Source organism: Prochlorococcus marinus CUG1417 (assembly GCF_017695975.1).
In the GTDB taxonomy this organism is placed as follows: Bacteria; Cyanobacteriota; Cyanobacteriia; order PCC-6307; family Cyanobiaceae; genus Prochlorococcus_A; species Prochlorococcus_A marinus_AG.
Genome location: NZ_JAAORN010000001.1, coordinates 1,023,283 through 1,041,665 on the forward strand (window position 1 = coordinate 1,023,283; position 18,383 = coordinate 1,041,665).

General features: G+C 28.0%; 17 protein-coding genes and 1 tRNA gene. 7 read left to right on the plus strand and 11 right to left on the minus strand.

Annotated features, from left to right (window positions below):
• Positions 1 to 124 precede the first annotated feature (124 nt).
• Genes HA140_RS05935 through HA140_RS05960 form a run of 6 tightly spaced genes read right to left on the minus strand, consistent with a single transcriptional unit; the run spans position 125 to position 10,183 of the window.
• Positions 125 to 1,828 (minus strand): ATP-dependent DNA helicase, encoded by a 1,704-nt coding sequence (locus tag HA140_RS05935; protein ID WP_209040190.1) that lies wholly within the window; start codon positions 1,826 to 1,828, stop codon positions 125 to 127.
• A gap of 1 nt (position 1,829) precedes the next feature.
• Entirely contained in the window at positions 1,830 to 5,456 is a 3,627-nt protein-coding gene (locus HA140_RS05940) for a UvrD-helicase domain-containing protein (RefSeq protein WP_209040191.1), read from the minus strand.
• 12 nt (positions 5,457 to 5,468) lie between these two features.
• On the minus strand, positions 5,469 to 5,942 hold the full coding sequence (locus HA140_RS05945) for a methyltransferase family protein (RefSeq protein ID WP_209040192.1): 474 nt from the start codon (positions 5,940 to 5,942) through the stop codon (positions 5,469 to 5,471).
• Entirely contained in the window at positions 5,942 to 9,124 is a 3,183-nt protein-coding gene (locus HA140_RS05950) for an exodeoxyribonuclease V subunit gamma (protein ID WP_209040193.1), read from the minus strand. Before HA140_RS05950 ends, HA140_RS05945 begins: the two co-directional genes overlap by 1 nt.
• 17 nt (positions 9,125 to 9,141) lie before the next feature.
• A complete protein-coding gene (locus tag HA140_RS05955; RefSeq protein ID WP_209040194.1) occupies positions 9,142 to 9,459 on the minus strand; it encodes an MgPME-cyclase complex family protein in 318 nt (105 codons plus the stop codon).
• Between the two features lie 7 nt (positions 9,460 to 9,466).
• A complete protein-coding gene (locus HA140_RS05960; protein ID WP_209040195.1) occupies positions 9,467 to 10,183 on the minus strand; it encodes a pyridoxine 5'-phosphate synthase in 717 nt (238 codons plus the stop codon).
• A gap of 157 nt (positions 10,184 to 10,340) precedes the next feature.
• Here HA140_RS05960 and HA140_RS05965 point away from each other — a divergent pair, with 157 nt between their 5' ends.
• Genes HA140_RS05965 through grxD form a run of 4 tightly spaced genes read left to right on the plus strand, consistent with a single transcriptional unit; the run spans position 10,341 to position 12,083 of the window.
• Entirely contained in the window at positions 10,341 to 10,955 is a 615-nt protein-coding gene (locus tag HA140_RS05965) for a lysophospholipid acyltransferase family protein (protein WP_209040249.1), read from the plus strand.
• Positions 10,956 to 10,997: 42 nt separating this feature from the next.
• On the plus strand, positions 10,998 to 11,516 hold the full coding sequence (locus HA140_RS05970) for a hypothetical protein (protein ID WP_209040196.1): 519 nt from the start codon (positions 10,998 to 11,000) through the stop codon (positions 11,514 to 11,516).
• Positions 11,517 to 11,525: 9 nt separating this feature from the next.
• On the plus strand, positions 11,526 to 11,756 hold the full coding sequence (locus HA140_RS05975) for a BolA family protein (protein ID WP_209040197.1): 231 nt from the start codon (positions 11,526 to 11,528) through the stop codon (positions 11,754 to 11,756).
• Between the two features lie 3 nt (positions 11,757 to 11,759).
• Complete coding sequence (gene grxD, locus HA140_RS05980; protein WP_209040198.1) at positions 11,760 to 12,083, plus strand: Grx4 family monothiol glutaredoxin; 324 nt, start codon at positions 11,760 to 11,762, stop codon at positions 12,081 to 12,083.
• A 49-nt stretch (positions 12,084 to 12,132) separates the two neighbouring features.
• Here grxD and HA140_RS05985 read toward each other — a convergent pair whose 3' ends face one another.
• Positions 12,133 to 12,402, minus strand: a complete 270-nt coding sequence (locus HA140_RS05985) for a DUF6761 family protein (RefSeq protein ID WP_209040199.1) — start codon at positions 12,400 to 12,402, stop codon at positions 12,133 to 12,135.
• A gap of 86 nt (positions 12,403 to 12,488) precedes the next feature.
• Between HA140_RS05985 and HA140_RS05990 the strand changes: the two genes are divergently transcribed.
• Positions 12,489 to 13,226: a response regulator transcription factor gene (locus HA140_RS05990; protein WP_209040200.1), complete on the plus strand. Its 738-nt coding sequence runs from the start codon at positions 12,489 to 12,491 to the stop codon at positions 13,224 to 13,226.
• Here the strand turns inward: HA140_RS05990 and HA140_RS05995 are convergent.
• From HA140_RS05995 to HA140_RS06010, 4 genes are read right to left on the minus strand one after another with little or no spacing between them, the layout of a single operon-like run.
• Complete coding sequence (locus HA140_RS05995; RefSeq protein WP_209040201.1) at positions 13,223 to 13,729, minus strand: hypothetical protein; 507 nt, start codon at positions 13,727 to 13,729, stop codon at positions 13,223 to 13,225. The two genes, HA140_RS05990 and HA140_RS05995, sit on opposite strands and share 4 nt — an antisense overlap.
• 18 nt (positions 13,730 to 13,747) lie before the next feature.
• Positions 13,748 to 15,292 (minus strand): carotenoid isomerase, encoded by a 1,545-nt coding sequence (crtH, locus tag HA140_RS06000; protein ID WP_209040202.1) that lies wholly within the window; start codon positions 15,290 to 15,292, stop codon positions 13,748 to 13,750.
• Between the two features lie 24 nt (positions 15,293 to 15,316).
• Positions 15,317 to 16,729: a methylenetetrahydrofolate--tRNA-(uracil(54)-C(5))-methyltransferase (FADH(2)-oxidizing) TrmFO gene (gene trmFO, locus HA140_RS06005; RefSeq protein ID WP_209040203.1), complete on the minus strand. Its 1,413-nt coding sequence runs from the start codon at positions 16,727 to 16,729 to the stop codon at positions 15,317 to 15,319.
• Positions 16,730 to 16,735: 6 nt separating this feature from the next.
• Entirely contained in the window at positions 16,736 to 16,852 is a 117-nt protein-coding gene (locus HA140_RS06010) for a photosystem II protein Y (RefSeq protein ID WP_011818654.1), read from the minus strand.
• Between the two features lie 176 nt (positions 16,853 to 17,028).
• Here HA140_RS06010 and HA140_RS06015 point away from each other — a divergent pair.
• Positions 17,029 to 17,100, plus strand: a tRNA-Lys gene (locus HA140_RS06015).
• Positions 17,101 to 17,444: 344 nt separating this feature from the next.
• A complete protein-coding gene (locus HA140_RS06020; RefSeq protein ID WP_011132751.1) occupies positions 17,445 to 17,552 on the plus strand; it encodes a high light inducible protein in 108 nt (35 codons plus the stop codon).
• Positions 17,553 to 18,383 lie beyond the last annotated feature (831 nt).

Below are 18,383 nucleotides of genomic sequence, written 5' to 3' on the forward strand. Positions count from 1 at the left end.
AATCTTCTGATTAGGCATTCAACAAATATCTAAATTTACTTAAATTGTTGACTAGCCTTGCAGAGTCGAATTATTAATCTAACATCTTGAGGTTAAAATACTACCAATTGCCCAAAAATAAAATTTAATCTAAATAATATATATTTAAAAATTTTTTTGCTCTTGTAACAGCAGTATAAAATAATCTTCTTTCAAAATTATCTCTACAAAAGATATTCTTAATATCTTTTTGTTCTTTTTCAGCATATTGCTTTCTTCTATATTTTTGGGACCACAAAATGCTTACTTTTTCAGCTTCACTTCCTTGAGATTTATGAATAGTAATGGCTATTGCTGGCACAACGTTTTCTAAATTAGATGGATCAATTAAGGAGACAATTTCTTCGTTATTATCATTAAATTTTCTAAAAAGATATTTTCTCTCATTTTTTAAACCTATAAGTACACCTATATCGCCATTTGACAATCCAAGTTCATTATTATTTTTTGTACACATGATCGGAACACCCTCGTTAAGAGTTCTAAGGTCATAAGGTTTTCTTTGACCCAAAACAATTTCATTTAAATATTCAACACTCCAAATTCCTGAATTTTTTTCACATAAAATCATATGACTTTGTAAATCCAGAAATATTTTATCTACTAAATCTTTTTCATTAAGCAATAAATTATCAATACCCTCATCAAATATATATTTTTTTTTACTTAAATTTGAAGTTGAAAGATTTAAATTATCTAGATAACTTGTAATCGAAAATAATAGATTTTTTGGAATATCTTTTTCTTTACTTTTTGAAATAGCAACTTCCCTAGATTTGTTATCTTTTTCTAATTCATTTATCTTTTGATTAATTAAAGAATAATCATTATTAAATATTAAACTACTAATTAATGCTATATCTCCAATATTTCTATAAGTTTTTTCTAAATTTACTACACAAGATTTAAGTAAACTAATTTCACAATATTCAAACAAGTAATTCCAGATAGAACAGTTATTTACTGGGGATAATTGATTTTTATCTCCAACTAAAATAATTTTACAGTCCTTTGCTAGTAAATTAAAAACTGATTCAATCAAATCGATATTAACCATTGACATTTCATCAATTATGAAAATATCAAGTTCCTTTACTTTAAATTTCAACTTAAGAGATTTATTTTGAGAATTTAAAATCCATCTATGTAAAGTTTGAAATTCAATTTGGTCTAGGTATTTGGCAAAGGAAATATTTTTTTTATCATTAAGCGCCTCTTTTAGACGAGCTGTGGCTTTACCCGTTGGAGCAGACAAGCCAATATTTAAGAAGTTATCAATTCGAAGGAGTTCAAGTATTAAGTTTATAATTAAGGTTGTTTTACCGGTACCTGGTCCTCCTTGCAGAAAAATTAAGTTTGAGTATTTAAATATATTTTTAATTTGATCAATTTTATTATCATCTTCATAAAATATCGCTTTTATTAAATTATTAGAATCTATTTTTTTTAAAAATGAATTAATAACTCTTTCTATCTTTGTTGACCATTTTGCAAGGGATAATTTTCTATCTACTAATAGGAATGGAGAATTTAGGGAACCTATCAAGCCTATATTTTTTAAAATATCTAGATGTTTGTTGGGCCAGCCATCTTCTAATAATTCAAAGATTATTAAACTATTATCTACATCAATAATAGTTTCACCGTTTTTTTCAAACTCTAATAAAATCTTTATTGTATCTTTTACAAAATTACCATACTTTTTTTCATTGAATTTAAATATCCCCAAGATTAAATCAAATATATGATCGAATTGGAACTTTTCAATATCCATAGTTGTTTTAGTCATTCTAAAAAAGTTTATCCAAATAATTAATTCTCTTTAAAGGCGCATTACTAATAAAAATACCTGGAGATATATCATTTGAATTAGAATTTTTAAATAATTCAAGATCTGGTAATCCCTTTAAAAACAAATAAATATATCCTCCTAGATTTTTACTTGGTTGATAATTTTTAAGTCGCCACTTTAATAATCTATGCAATGCTAATAAATAAAGATGAGATTGTAAGGGATAATGATGTTTAATCATTTCATCTCTCATTTTTTCATGGGTATAATTTCTTGGTAAACATTGACTATTATCACTTCCAGAAATCAAATTACTTTTCCAATCAATTAACCACCATTTACTATCTTCTAGGGTAGGACCTACGGGGAAAATACAATCTATACATCCTGAATGAAAGCCTTTATTCATAATTTGAAGATCATTTATTTTATCTGCATATTCTTTACCAAATTCATATTCCTGATCTAGAAGAAAGCATTTTGATATGTCGAGAGAATTTATATTTCTACCTTCATAAGATAGTGTTAAATCATATTTAACTTCCTTAAGTAAATATTCATTGGGAATATCAACTAGTTTCTTGTTTTGTAATTCACTCCCTAAAGGTATATTTATAACTCTTAAAATTGCATCTTTCACTTTCAAAGCCAAAGAAGTATCTATTTGATGAAAGTTCAATTCCTCAATAATTAAATTGATTAATTCTTGATTATTATCATTTCTAAATGCAAATCTTTCTATTATTTTGTGCAAGCAAGTCCCTGCGATATTACCTATAGGAAATTCACTTAATGGATTTGGATAAGAAAAATAATTGGGATAATTATTTGATTGCTTAAAATTAGACTTTTTGATAATTGAGATATTATCTTCATAATCCTTAAATTGATTAATGTCTGCATCAATATTTTTATCTTTAAGCATCCAAGAAGAATAACTTGAATAAGAAAAGAATTGATCAGAATTAAATTTTTTAGATATTTTTTTATTAAAATTATTGATTTTCCAAAGATTATTATTAAATCGATTAATTTGGAACTTTTCGAAAATTTCTTTAATTTTCTCTTTCTCTATACTATCTTCAAAATTAGACTTATAAATATTAATATTTTCGAAATTATTAAATAAATCATTATTTAATATATTATTTGTATCTTCTAGATCATTAAAAACTATAAGTTTATATTTAGCTCTTGTAAGTGCTACATAAATTAACCTCTCACTTTCCTTAAATAAATCTTCTTCTTCTATTAATTTAAATTTTTCAACCTTCGTATAATTATTAGAAATATTAATATATATGTTTCTATCAATATTTGACTTCCAAATAGGACCTTTAATTTTATTTGACTTATTAGAAATAATTGAGAGATATGGACATATGACAATATCAAATTCGAGGCCCTTACTACTATGAATGGTAGAAAGATTTATTCCATTTTGAAGATTATTATCTTTCGTCAAAAAATCTTCTCCAATACAAATTCTTGATGAATGATCTAACTGATTTTTATACCAATTAGAAACTTTATTAAGATTAAAATCATTATTCATTAATTCTATTTCAAGAATTTCTGAAAGCTGAAATAAATTTGAATTTAAATCTGAATCTTGAATAATTGAGGATGACTTATAATTTATAAGAAGTTCATTAACAATATTTAAAACCCCTTTTTCTCTAAGTTCTAGGGACCAAGTAATGCATTTATTAATCAAAATTTCTAAATCATTACTAATTCCATTATCAAGTAATTCTTCTAATTCAAGTTCTATAAACTTTGAAGCAGCTAGCAAATTTATATTTTTAATAACCCTCGGATTTAATAAACAGTCAATGAATAAAAGTAATAGGGAACTTGCTTCAGTATCAAAAATATTTTGTTTATTTTGAATTTTGCATGGTAAGTTAAACTGATTTAATTTGTTTTTCAAATCTAAGCATTGGAAATTATTTAATGTAAGAATCGCAATTTTATTAATATCAATTATTTTATTATTAAAAATAAAGTTAACTATGTAATTAGTTACAAGATCCTCTATATCAGTCTCTTTATTTGAATATTCTACAATTTCAAATACATTATTAAATTTAAATACAGAATTAATATTTTCATTAATTCTAGAGGTTAATTTCTTATAATTTAGTTCTGATTTTTTTAGTCCATTCTTATAAAGTTTATTAATAACTTCTAATAAAGTTTTTGAGGATCTATAGTTATCTGTAAGACTAAAAACTTCGATTGCATCCGATCTTGCATCTAAATAAGTTTTAATATCTCCACCTCTGAATTTGTAAATCGCTTGTTTAGGATCACCTACACAAAGTAAAAAATGATTCTTTGTATAAAAGAACTTTTTTATTAGATTCCATTGAGAATTATCTGTATCTTGAAACTCATCTACAAAAACACATTTAAATCTTTTTTGAATTTTAGATAGAGTAATACTATTGCTACTTTCTGAATTTAGAAATGTATTTTCTACTGTTTTTATAAGATCATTGAAGTTAAAAATAGAAAAACTTTTCTTTAATTCAATTAATTTTATATAAGCTAATTGGGTAAATATTCTTACAAATTCGGTATAGAATCCTTCTTTTATTTTATAAATTTTATCTTGTAATAAATTAAATTTGTTAAAATCTAATTTAAGATTATGTTTTTTAATTTCTTTAGAAATATTTTCTTTATAAAAATATTTTAATAAAAGATCGTCTTTAGAAATTTCATATAGAAAATCAATCACATTTTTTGAATCAATTTTTTTATTAATCTCTTCAATCCAATAATTTATTTGAGTAAACTTATCATTTCTCGGTTTTGCAGCATATATTTGACTTTTACCACCACTCTCCTTAATTAATTTTCCCAACTCTATAAGTTGTAAAAATAATTCCTTACCTTTAATATTCCATTCAACACAAAACTCATTCCAATTTAAATAAAAAAATTCATTAAAATAATTATTTAAATCAATTATCTTATAGTTATTATTTATTTGAAATTTACAAATATTTTCTTGATCTATATTTTTTAGAATTTCCACAAAAAATGACTTATTGATTCTACTTCCAAATCTAGAACTTATTTTTTTTTTGTTAACTGCTGAAATTAGCTTAGGATTAAGATTGAGAAAATCATCAATCCACAAATTATCTATCACATCTTTATACAAATTATCAATATTATTATCAATGCATGGATCTTGTGTTAAACCTATTTCAAAACTATATTCATCAATAATATTATTGCAAAAAGAATGGAATGTGGTTACTTGTAATTTATAAATTTCGTTAAAAAAATTATCAATTTCATATATAATTTTTTCCTTAGATTTTTCCTTCTCCTTAAATTTTAGATACCAATCCTTAAGGGTATTATCTAACTTACTTTCATTATGATTTTGCAAATATAATTTTAAATCCTTAAATCTCAAAAATATTTTTTCTCGTAATTCAGAACAGGTATTTTTTGTAAAACTTAATAAGAGTATCTCATCTGGTTTAATTTTTTTTTCTAAAACACTTCTTAAAACTAGGTGAGCTAAAGTGAAACTTTTACCAGTTCCAGCACTTGCCTCTACTAATTTAAATTTATTATCTAATTGAATTTCATTAATATCCATATCTTTATTAAGTTAATATTTGACCTCATTTTTATAAAGAAAGTAATTCTTAAATTTATTATTTAAATATTGCTCTTCTAAAGCAATCTTAAATTTAATAATTAAAGCCAGACTTATTAATAAAAATAAATAATAAATAGATAACTTTGTTATAAAAAATCCAATGGAAATAAATATTAATGAATAGTACATAGGATGCCGCGTAAATCGATAAATACCTGTAGTTACGAGATTGCTATTGTGTATAGGTCTTGGGAAAGGGGATAAATTTCTTCCTAGATCTTTAATTGCAACTAATAATATTATGAAGGAGGTTATTATCATTAAAGACCCTAACAAATAAGAAAAAGGACTAACTTGAATTATTTGTTTTTGTGGAATAAATTCCCATCGAAAAAAATGGAGGATAATAATAAAAAACTGTAAAAAAACAAGTATTGTTTCATAAGCAGCTTTTAAAAAAAATTTAAACTGAAATTTATTCATTATTTATTTAGTGCTTCAATAAGAGGTCCATATAATCTGAATGATAATTTATCAAAATTATTATTTCTCAAAAAGAAATCTGGGTGTTTTTCATTTCCAAAACATAATTTCATTTCGATATTATCTCTTTCTCCTTTAGAAAAAGTTTTATTCCCAATCCATCTATCAATAAATGCCTTTTTCTCATTTTTTGATTTTATTTTTGCTTCTACATATTTATAACTACTTTCTGGAGGGAGAGGTAAACATTTTTCAGAATAATTTTTAAAAATATTTATGTATTCCTCTAATATTAAATTTGACTCTATCACTCCGGGTGATTGAATGATTTGCGATTTATAATGATTTTCTGTTCTGAAAATTACTTTAGTCTTTTTTATATTCTTTTTTAAAGCAGAAATGAAGAGTAATTTTATCCAAGCCTCTATCAAACGACTCAAACTTAGTTTCGAATGAATTAATTCAATTACGGTGTCATCAGTAATGAAATATTCTTCTTTATTGGCATTCGATTTAACATAAATTCTATTAATCTTGTTATGTTGACTAAAACTTTTAGAAAGACTCTCTATTAAATCATTAATTTCTTTTTCTTTTATGAAAATACTATTTTTGGGCATAATAATACCATTTTCAACCAACTGATTATTAATATTTAAATTTTTTAAATCACCAATAAAGTTATGATTATCAAGATCTAATTCCTTGATTATTTTTGTAATTAATTGCGACTTCTGCAGATTACTTACAGACTCATCATCTGGATGATGAATAAAAATTTCCTTGGGAGAAATATTTTTTTTATTTAGCCAATATTTTTGAGGAGTCTTGAACCAATAAATCAGTTCTGATAATTTGTAATTTTTAATATCAAATTTTTTTTCATTCCAATCTATATCCTCTACTAAAGAATAATTACTTTTAATTATCTTAGAACTATCAAGATCAATTCTTTCTTTTTCATCTAAATCGGAATCTTTAATTATTAGTTCTCTTTGGCCTTGGTTTAAAAAACTATCAAAAAAAGAAATTAACTCATTTATAGGAAAAGAAACATCTAATTTTTTATTATTTTTATCATTCTTGACCCAATTAACTATAAATTTATCCCTACAAGCAATTAATAACTCAAGAAATGAATATTTCTCTCTTTCGAAAACTGATGGATCACCCAGATTATATTTATTATTTAATAAATTTATATTTTCATTTTTAGATAATTTTGGATAATAAACACTATTCATGTCTATTAGAAAGATAACCTTATGTGGGATATGCCTAGCATTTTCAATATCACTCACTAAGATCTTATTGATGCGTGATTTGCTTTGATATATAGCTTTATTTATGCAAGAAATTAATATCTCTCGAAAAACTTTTAACAAAATTAGATCATCAGATATTAAAGGTGTTGCGTAATTATCAAGAATTCTGTTTATTTCACTTATTTCTAAATTAAAATTACCATTATAAGAAGTAATATTTTTTAATATGAACTTTATCTTTTCAACCCAAATTGAGTAAGAAAAAGATCCCCTCAGCGAATTAATATAATTTTTTAAATGAATTAATATTCTAACCCATTTATTCAAATCCAAACTTATATTTTTTGAGCAAAATGGTTGTAAATTAAAAATACTAAAATTGACTTCTTTGTCATAAATTAAGCCTAAAGTAATTCTATTTAAGCACCACTCTAAAGTATTATTTTCATCACCTAATCTTTCATTGGCATCTAATCCCCAATGAAAGCCAACTTTGGAAAGTAAGAAAATAATTTCATCCTTTTCAGTAATATGAAAATCAAAAATGTTTTGAGTTACTTTTTTAGAAAGAATATAATTTATTTTTTCAAGTGTAATTTTTTCATTTGCTATTTCAGTAATGTCAACTAAAAATTTATAAATATCAGAAGAATCATGATTATCCTCATCAATAAAAAAATAAGGTATCTTTTCACCATTAACTAAATCATTATTAAATATATACCTTAGATAAGGTTTAATTAGATTAGTTTGAGGAGATAGTACAGCAATATCACTATATTTAATTTTTTCGCAAGAATTTATTATTTCTATAATTTTATTTCTTAAATATTCTAATTGACTATTCTGATTAAAATGCTCACAAAGTAATATTGAATCGTCCTTTTCATTGATTATAAAATCATTTCTATTATTATCAATTAGTTTTTTTTGTATTTGATTAAGAAGAGGAATATGCTTCTTCTCATAACAATTAGTTGTAGGATCAATATATATTGAATTATTTTTTATATTTATACCTTCTTTATAAATATTTTCCTCAATTAATTTTTGAAAGTTTGCTCCAAATTTACCAAATATTTTCTCAATATTCGTATTATTTAAAATTAATTTAATTTCACTATTATCAAATTCCAACTCACCTTCAAGAGAATTAATTCTGTTCCATAAATCATCTCCTACAGATAAAAGATATAAATTCACCTTAGTAAATTTTGAAAGTTCTGAATAAAAGTTTATATATAGTTTGGATAAGTTATTATCAGAAATAATATAAATTTGATTTGGCACTTCAATTTGAAAGTTTTTATTTTTTCTTAAATTCTGTATTAATTCAATCATGTATAAACATGAAGGCTTTTCAGATATTCTTTTCTCTAATAATTTATATAAAATAGGTTGCCAAAATTGATCTGAATTTAAATTCTTAAATAAATTAGGTGAATTGATTTCATTTATATTCCATTCAGCAATCATTTCAGGTCTAAAAATTAAATAATCAATAAAATTATTGGTTATCTTTTTTGTCAGATTATATAAGTCTCCATCAATTGTCTTTTTATTATCCAAATATTTATTAATCCAATTTCTAAGCGGAAATGATTCTTTAAAGTTATTTAATTCTTCTAATGAATCAATAATGCCCCATTTAATTGACTCAAAATTCCATAAACTCATATCAATTCCTGGAAAAAAATTTGTCAATAATGATTCGGTATAACTTGATATGGTCTTTAATTCATAAAGAGCACTTATTTTGTTTTTTATAGTTATTTGTTCACTTAACCACTTACCCAAGAAATAATTAGGAACAACAATTTCTAAATTCTCATTTATAAGAGGAGGACATATCTTTAATTCTTCTGCTAACAGCTCGCTTATTACTTCAATTTTATTTGATTTATATAGATTGAGCAATTTACTGGTTATTAATATTACCCAACTTTAAATGGATCAGTTATTTCTGCATTAGGACATTCGAATTCCCCAACAGCAACAAACTCTAAACGAAGCTTCAAGAAGGTAATAAATTTTTTATCTGTCGATATAACAGCTGCCGGAGGTGATGGAATCTTTGATTTTAGATCGACAAATTGTCTTGTTTGTAAAAAAGATGGATTTTTTAAAAGCCAGAAATCTATTTCTTTTTTGTTTTCTTTATAGTTTCGTTCCCTCTCTTTCAAAATTTCTTCAAGTGGCTCTTCCACTGTTAAAAACTTTTCACTTGCAGCAATGAAAAAATATGTTGTCATTTGAAATTTAATTTGATTTAATAAGAGACTTCATTTCACGAACAGACTTTTCTAAACCTACCGCTAAAGCCCTTGCAACAATACTATGACCTATGTTTAATTCATTCATATTGTTAATTGATGCAATTTTTTCGACATTGTGATAATTAAGTCCATGCCCAGCATTAACAACCAGTCCAAGATCATTTGCTTCATATGCAGACTCTAAGATCCTCTGAAATTCTTTATGCTGCTCGTAACCCGTCACTTCGGCATATTTTCCAGTATGTAACTCTATAATTTCAAAACCTATTTCTCTAGAATAATTGATCTGGTCTCCAATAGGATCAATAAAAGCACTTACTTCAATATTTGACTCTTTTAAATTTTTAACAAAGTTCTTCAGATATTTCACATTACTTTTAACATCCAATCCACCTTCAGTGGTAACTTCCTCTCTTTTCTCAGGGACTAATGTTACGTAATCTGGAATTATTTTTTTTGCAACTTCTAACATTTCTTCTGTTGCGGCCATTTCTAAGTTAAGTTTTGTTTTTATAGTTTCCTTCAAAAGAAATACATCTCTATCTTGTATATGCCTTCTATCCTCTCTCAAATGTACTGTTATAGAATCTGCACCACCTAATTCTGCCAAAAAAGCAAATTGCACAGGGTCAGGTTCTACAGTTTTTCTAGCCTGCCTTACATTAGCGATATGATCAATGTTTACTCCTAAGGTCGTCATAATTTTAAAATTTTAAGTTTCTAGACAATCTAGTAACCGCCCAATAATAGCTAATAAAAAATAACAAACCTATAAATTATTAATATATAGTTAGTTGAAATTGAAGAAAAAATCTACTGATAATTGCACTATTAATCCTTTCTTAGGCTTTTTAGCAATGTTCTTAACACAAGACATACTAATAAAGATTTTTTTTAGTGAAATAAAAATAATGGATGAAGGTTTCTCTATTCCAAAAGATTCTTCAATTATTCTAGCCCCAACTCATAGATCAAGATGGGATGGATTGATCCTCACTAAGGCAATTGGTAGAAGGGTAACTAGCAAAGATTGTAGATTTATGGTTACAAAATCTGAAATGAACGGAATACAAGGTTGGTTTCTCAAAAGACTTGGTTGTTTTTCAATTGATCAATTATCACCTTCTCTGTCAGTATTAAGATACGCTGTAAATCTAATACTCAATAAGAATCAACTCGTAGTTTTTCCTGAAGGAAAAATTAATAAATACGGTAAAAAATTAACCCTTAAAGAGGGGTTATATAGATTGGCTCTATTGGCAGCAAAAAGAACAAACTCAATATTTATCATTCCTATAGGAATCGCTTACAGCCAAGTATCTCCAAAAATAAGAGCTAAAGTCTCGTTATGCTTTGGAGAGCCTATGTTTGTAAATGAAAATCCTAATTTATCAATTAAAGATTTTAATGAGATATTGAATAAAAGAATGCAAAAAGCAGAAAAAATCGCTTTAAAAAATGTGGGTAGATAATTCCATTATCAGTTAATATGAAATTTAATCAATAATGAGATTATGAAATTCCTAAAAATTATACCAGTTGTATTTATCTTTCTTGGGATACAGTCATTTATGAATCTCTCTTTTGCCGGAAGTAAAAACGCAGATGAATATAAGGTTCTTTCAAGTACAAACAAAAAGCTATCAATTGCGGATGTAGAAGATTTTTTAACTGAAGGTGACAATCTAGTAAAAAATGGTGATTTTGAATCGGCAAAGCAAACTTATGATAAAGCGAGGAATTTAGCCAGACAACTTTCAGGATTTTATAGAGATCTCAATGGTTCATTCAAAGGTTTGGATGCAAGAGTACCAATGGAAATGGAAAAAAAAGGAAGAAAATCTATAAAAACCTGGGCAAAATCAAATGCTAGATTAGCTTCTCTTTACAAAAGGAAGGAACAACCTGAGGTGGCTGTACCCTTGCTGGTTGAAATAATTAGATTAATGACTCCAAATAGTCCAGAAGGCAAAGAAGCATATGAAAATCTATTACAACTTGGTTTTGTTGAGACAATATATAAAGGTTTTTAAATAATTTTCATGATTACTAATTCAAAAGTTATAAGTTTAATAACTAAAAAGTTGCCCGATTCGCAAGTTAAAGTTGAAAACCTTAAGGGAAATGACCATTTACAAGTTACGGTAATTTCATCTAGTTTTAATGGATTATCATTAGTCAAACAACATCAGCTAGTATATGCTGCTTTAAAAGAAGAATTAGCCTCAGAGGCTATACATGCACTAGCCTTAAAAACAGAAACCCCTATTTAAATCATGAAAAATCATACGGAAGATAAAATCAAAAACCTAATAGAATCAAATCCTATTATGGTTTTTATGAAAGGGACTAAATTAATGCCTCAATGTGGATTTTCGAACAATGTTGTTCAAATTCTCAACTCTCTAGGGGTTGAATTTAGCACTTTTGATGTTCTTAGTGATTTTGATGTGAGAGAAGGTATTAAAGAATATTCAGATTGGCCTACTATTCCTCAAGTCTATCTAAAAGGTGAATTTCTTGGAGGTTCAGATATTCTTATCGAAATGTATAATTCTGGCACCTTAAAAGAAAAAATCGAAATTGAATTAGCCTCTTAAAACAATTTATAAGTATAAATACTGACTTTAGTTAATAAAAATTAATATTTTAAAATCTTTTTTTATCAAAAAAACCCTTTTTTTCATCTCCATCTGGTTCTATAAAACTTGATGGATCTAGAATCCATCTCTCTATTAATTTTTCTAGTTTATCTTGATCTCTTTGCTCTAAAGCACTGCAATTCCTTAAGGCTTGGAGATAACCATCACAATATAATTTAAGTTCTGAAGGGTTGTGAAAACGACTAACCAAGTCTTGGCAACTATCGCAAATCGATTGAAAATGACGAATTGCTCTCGGATTATCAAATGATGTCATAATTCGATAGATTCTTATTTTTTTTGAGCATTTGTTATACCTTATTAAGGATAATAATAAATTGCCTGGCCAAACAGTAATTAAGAATGCAATCAACTGAGCAAATCTTAGCTTCAACTCCTGGCGGTTCACAATTGCCAACGAGCTCCCAAACACCCTCAAGAGTCCTTGTTGTTGAACCTCACCCGACACTTAGGACGGTCCTCGTTCAAAGACTCCGCCAAGATGGGCACTTAGCTGCTGCTGTCGGATCGGCAGCAGAAGCAGTTGATCTATGTAGAGAACAATCACCTGAGCTACTTGTAAGTGCTGAAATCCTTGAGCAGAACACTGCAATGAGGTTGGCCCAACAATTAGGTTGCTCAGTAATAGTGTTAACTGCCAGATCTGGTGTTGAAGCACTAGTTAACTTACTGGATGAAGGCGCTGATGATGTTCTCAGAAAACCATTTGGTCTTGAAGAATTAGCGGCAAGATGTAGAACCCTTTTAAAAAGAGGCAGAATAGGACTACAAGAAAAAGTTGAGGTTGGGCCTTTAGAAGTCCATCTACTTCTTAGACAGGTAACACTAAGTGAGAAACCTGTGGAATTAAGTCCTAGGGAGTTTGCGTTACTTTGTGCTTTACTTATGCCACCAGGAATGGTTAGAAGTCGACAGGAGCTCTTGAGGATGGCCTGGCCTCCCTTTAGTGGAGGACCTAGATCAGTTGATACTCAAGTATTAACATTAAGGAGAAAACTAGAACAGGCAGGTTTGGGAGAAGGAGGAGGAATAACAACTGTAAGACAACAAGGATATAGGTTTAGCATTGATAATATCTAACCTAGATAAGCAAATAATTCACCAATTATCATTGATACGGAAAGAAAGGTAAGTAACTTATAGGTCCATAAGGGTGATATATAAGATATTTCATCAACCTCTATTTTTGTATTTTCACAAATGATTGAAATAAATCTTTCGAAGTTTTCCACTCTTTGTGGAATAAGAAAATTATCACCTCTAGTAGTATTAAAGTAATAAACCTTACTACCCTGACTGGTTGGAAGCTTTTTTATTAACTTAATATCTTTCCAAGGAATCTCCCAATTTTTTCTCCCTAGGGTTCTAGAAATAAAGCTAGTTTTATATGAAATTTTTTTATTAGAAGTCTCAACGTAATCACTTGTAATGTTGATAATCAAATATAAACCTAAAACAAATATAAATATTGAGAGGAATTTTAAATTACCTATTGAGATAAACGGTATAGGAATTGTAAGTGCTAAATATAAAGAAATTAAAGAACATTTTACAAAAAAAAGAGTTTTAAACTTTTCTATCATCTGCTTATGCCCCTTTATTTAATCAGGCAAGCTGAAACTATTGATATTTAATTTTGAACCTATTATATGAGCACAAGCGTATCCACTAAAAGCAACTGCATTTAGACCTTGACCCGGGAAGCATGAATCACCTACGCAATAAAGGTTTTTAATTTTTGTTGTGTTAAAAGGCATTGGTAAAAGTCCAAGCAATTTTTGACTAGGAATAGGTCCGTAACTACCTTCATATCTTCCTAGAAACTTTTTATGAGTTCTTGGAGTTCCAATTTCTTTATGATCAATATGCTCTTCAATATTAGGTACAATAGATGAAATTTTTTTAACCAGAAAAGAGAAATATTTTTCTTTCTTTTGCAGATATTCTTTCCTCGATAAGCCTTCCCATTCACTCATTGATGAAGGAGTAAATGCATGAATGATATGCTTACCTTCTGGAGCCAAAGTCGAATCAAGCAAAGTAGGTATAGAAACAAAAATAACTCCTTTTTCACTCTCTAATTCATCCCAATTATCAACAATTATATGATGGCAATTAAAGTTATTACTAATAAGATTTTTTTCAACACCAAGGTGGATCGAGACAAAAGAAGGAGAGGGGTTATAGGTCTCTGACCATTTATATTCACTTTTGGGAACGTTTTTCCTTGCTATTAAACCTTTCTTTTTATCTTTCAGCCCAAATGTATCCCATCTTGTGGAATTAGACACAATGATATCTGAGTATATTTTCTCCCCATTTGAGAGCTTAACTCCTACTGCCTTTTCGTCTTTTAAAAGTATTTCAATAACATTGGACTTATAGCGAATTTTTCCACCTAATTTCTCCATTCCAGAAACCAACTTCTCTGCTATAGTTCCCACCCCACCTTTTGGATAATTTATACCGCCAACATGTCTATCAGTAAAAACCATTCCAGCATTAATCATAGGTGTTTTTATAGCGGGCATTACTGACCAGCAAAAACATTCGATATCTATAAATTTCAAGAGCTCAGGATCCTTTATAAACTTTCTAGCGACATCTCCTGCATTTACTGGTAACCATCTTGCTAAACCTAAACAGGATATTGGAGATTTAAAGAAAACTTTAAAAAGATAACTGGGATCCTCTATTGATAAAAGTGGCATTGAATCTAAACATTTAAATACACTTGCACAGGTATCGTAAAATTTTTTTATACCTTCTTTTTCCTTGGGGAAAGCTGCTGATAATTTTTTTATAAAATGATCATAATTTTTATCTACAGAAATATTGAAGTTATTTGGGAGGTGATATTCCAGCTGGACCGGATCAGGAATAGTTTCGCATTTTTCATTTACATCTTTAAGCGCACGAGTTAATAAATTGGTATGACCTTTATCTCCAAATCCAAATATCATTGAAGCACCAACATCAAAGGTGTAACCATTTCTTTTGAAAGAGCCACCACTTCCTCCAGGAATGATATACTTTTCAAGAACTAAAACATCAGCACCTTTAGCAGCTAACTGGGATGCTGTTACTAATCCTCCTATTCCTGAGCCAATTATAATCGCATCAAAATTTTTATTATTGGATTTCATTTTTAAGCCTTAAAATAATTTATTTTAGTTAATTTTGGTAAGTAAGTGATCTTTTCTCAAACGAGAATCCAATATTTTTTTAAACGACTTTAAAGCTTCTGTGGATCTTTCTTGATAAGCTTTATATCTTAATCTTTTATCTTTTATTCTATAATTAAGTTCTGGAACTAAACCAAAAGAAGCAGGCATTGGCTGAAATTTATTTTTTTTCTGATTTGATAATATTTGATTTCTATTACTAATGAAATTTATTAAGGAACCAATCATTGATTCATCAGGGAAATTTACTGGGTTTTTACTCATAGCTAATAAGGATGCATTTATTCCTGCTAGCAACCCACCTGCCGCCGCAGCAGCATAACCTTCCGTTCCTGTTATCTGACCAGCTGCCAAGAGAGTTTCTCTATTCATAAATTGAAGTGTTGGTAAAAGTAATTTAGGAGATTCTAAAAAGGTATTTCTATGCATCACTCCAAAGCGTACAAATTCAGCTTTTTCTAAGCCGGGAATCATCCTAAAAATTCTTTTTTGTTCTGACCATTTTAGGTTGGTTTGAAAACCTACCATATTAAGCAACTTCCCTTTGAGATCTTCCATCCTTAATTGAACAATTGCATGAGGTCGATTTTTTATTCTATTTTCTCTATCGAATAAGTCTCCCCACTTTGGATTCCACAATCCAATAGATTTGAGAGGACCGTATCTCATTGTGTCAATTCCTCTTCTAGCAATTTCTTCTATTGGCAAACAAGCTTCAAAGAAATTAGCAGATTCTTTTTCAAAGTCTTTTAAATCAGCTTGTTCTCCTGTTATTAGTTCGCTTCTGAAATGAATATATTCATTTTTATTCATTGGGCAATTAAAATATGCAGGATCACCTTTGTCGTATCTACTAGCTCTAAAGACTTTTTTATGATCAATAGTATCACCATAGATAATTGGGCTAGCAGCATCATAAAAATGACAGGCACTGACACCTGTAAAAGACTGAATTTTGTTGGCCAATGCATCTGCAGTTAGCGGACCGGTTGCGAGGATAGTTATACTATCTTTGCTAGGTAGTTCCAGTTGTTCATATCTTTTAATTTCGATTAAGGGATGATTAGATAAAGCTTCAGTCAATGCGTTACTAAACTTAGATCTATCAACAGCCAAAGCACCTCCAGCTGGAACAGCAAATTTATCTGCTGTTTTGACTATCAAAGAATTAAAAAATCTGAGTTCTTTTTGCAATAAACCGGCAGCTCTATCTGGACTTAAAGCCCCAAAACTATTGCTACAAACCAATTCTCCACATTCATCTGTATGATGAGCTGGAGTTGATTTATGAGGTCTCATTTCAATTAATTTAACTGGTACGCCAGAATTAGCTACCTGCCAAGCAGCTTCAGAACCTGCTAGACCTGCTCCTATTACTATTACCTCTTTTTCTATCAAGTTAGATTAATCCTTGCCCAAAAAGTCTCTGTTGAATTGCTCTCTTGCTGGCTTTTGTATATTAAATATAACCCAAGCCAAAGCTGCAATAATTGGTGCAAATACTACGATTGTTCTAAGCATTTTTGAAATTCTGTTACTTATCCAATATCCTACCTTTTAACTGTAAATATAGAGAGAATTTTTAATTTTTTATCTTATAAGTTAAGAATTGTATTTCAATTGTTCAAGTTAGGATAATAAGTTGTTTTTTTTGCCTTAAAAAGGGATAATTTTTAATGTACTCAATTTTACAAAATGGGTCGCTAGCTCAGCGGTAGAGCATCCGGCTTTTAACCGGCTGGTCCTGAGTTCGAATCTCAGGCGACCCACATCTAAATAATTGAGTAATCCTATCGAATGGAATCTTAATAATAAAACTCAAATCTTAAAATAATTAGAAATTTAAGCTTATTCAATAATATTTCTCTCCAACAACCAATTAGATTATTCAAAAATGATAATGACTTACATTAATTAATTTAAAATACTGGCCAAAGTTTTCTGCAGATTGAATTAATGAATAATGGATAGAATATACATTTATGTATCAGTTTTGCGAATAAATAGCACCGAATAATCCTTTAAACAGTTCTAAAAATTAAATACCAGCAAATACTTTACAAAGCTTAATGAATGCTGTTACAATAGTTAATATAAATTTTCTTTTATTATTATGACTCCTGAAGCAGAACGTTTTAATGGTTGGGCGGCAATGTTAGGTTTCGTTGCAGCAGTTGGTGCATACGTAACTACCGGACAAATCATTCCAGGCTGGTTTTAAATTTTAATTTCACATTCAACTAGAATAGATAAAATTTAAACTCTATAGCAAAAAATTTTTTTGCAATAAGCTAAACGATTTATCACTCCTTTTGAAGAAAAGAAAACTATGTTAATAAACATACTGTCTTTTCATCAAAGGGAGTTTTTATTTACACTTTTTCAAAAAGTTTATACTTAAAAAATAATCATTGATTTATAGAAGAAAAGACAAATTTTATAATAGCTGTACTGGCTTCATAACAGCACTCATAAATTGTACATAGTTTGTTAGAGATTCTTTAGACTTACAGTAATCTTTAAATTATTTTTTTAAACTTAAGAGTTTTAAAATTTTAAAGGCTTTTATCTTTTATTTCTTTCTATACTATCCAAACAGGTTGAACATAAGAGATGCCCTTTTTTTTTCCAAAAAGTTTTAGTTGATCTTTCTATATCTTTTTTGCATAATAGACACTTAAAAATAGGTGACATTTTTTCAATTTTTTCTAGAAGAGAGACGATAATGCTAGAAAACAAATAGCAATAATTTAATTCATTACTTTTTTGTTTCCAAGTTATTTTTATACTATTTCAGAATAATAAAATAAATCTTTAAACATATAATACTTCCAAAAGTTTCAAGGAGGAATAATTCATTAAAAAAGACCTGCTTTTGGGCAGGTCTTTTTATGTGTGTAAGATTTTCTAATTAATTTAATTAGAAGGAGAATGAAACATGAGCACCGAATCCTGATACATCTTCTTCAGATGTTGCGCCAGGAATAGTGTACATAAATGGAACTACAGTTGTGCTGTCATTGATTGGATAAGAATAAGAGACGTCATAAGC

What these genes read in the sequence shown, in the direction of transcription:
- HA140_RS05935 (WP_209040190.1), bottom strand. Translation starts at nt 1,828, where the DNA reads ATGACTAAAACAACTATGGATATTGAAAAGTTCCAATTCGATCATATA.
- HA140_RS05940 (WP_209040191.1), bottom strand. Translation starts at nt 5,456, where the DNA reads ATGGATATTAATGAAATTCAATTAGATAATAAATTTAAATTAGTAGAG.
- HA140_RS05945 (WP_209040192.1), bottom strand. Translation starts at nt 5,942, where the DNA reads ATGAATAAATTTCAGTTTAAATTTTTTTTAAAAGCTGCTTATGAAACA.
- HA140_RS05955 (WP_209040194.1), bottom strand. Translation starts at nt 9,459, where the DNA reads ATGACAACATATTTTTTCATTGCTGCAAGTGAAAAGTTTTTAACAGTG.
- HA140_RS05960 (WP_209040195.1), bottom strand. Translation starts at nt 10,183, where the DNA reads ATGACGACCTTAGGAGTAAACATTGATCATATCGCTAATGTAAGGCAG.
- HA140_RS05965 (WP_209040249.1), top strand. Translation starts at nt 10,341, where the DNA reads ATGTTCTTAACACAAGACATACTAATAAAGATTTTTTTTAGTGAAATA.
- HA140_RS05970 (WP_209040196.1), top strand. Translation starts at nt 10,998, where the DNA reads ATGAAATTCCTAAAAATTATACCAGTTGTATTTATCTTTCTTGGGATA.
- HA140_RS05975 (WP_209040197.1), top strand. Translation starts at nt 11,526, where the DNA reads ATGATTACTAATTCAAAAGTTATAAGTTTAATAACTAAAAAGTTGCCC.
- grxD (WP_209040198.1), top strand. Translation starts at nt 11,760, where the DNA reads ATGAAAAATCATACGGAAGATAAAATCAAAAACCTAATAGAATCAAAT.
- HA140_RS05985 (WP_209040199.1), bottom strand. Translation starts at nt 12,402, where the DNA reads ATGACATCATTTGATAATCCGAGAGCAATTCGTCATTTTCAATCGATT.
- HA140_RS05990 (WP_209040200.1), top strand. Translation starts at nt 12,489, where the DNA reads ATGCAATCAACTGAGCAAATCTTAGCTTCAACTCCTGGCGGTTCACAA.
- HA140_RS05995 (WP_209040201.1), bottom strand. Translation starts at nt 13,729, where the DNA reads ATGATAGAAAAGTTTAAAACTCTTTTTTTTGTAAAATGTTCTTTAATT.
- crtH (WP_209040202.1), bottom strand. Translation starts at nt 15,292, where the DNA reads ATGAAATCCAATAATAAAAATTTTGATGCGATTATAATTGGCTCAGGA.
- HA140_RS06010 (WP_011818654.1), bottom strand. Translation starts at nt 16,852, where the DNA reads ATGCTTAGAACAATCGTAGTATTTGCACCAATTATTGCAGCTTTGGCT.
- HA140_RS06020 (WP_011132751.1), top strand. Translation starts at nt 17,445, where the DNA reads ATGACTCCTGAAGCAGAACGTTTTAATGGTTGGGCGGCAATGTTAGGT.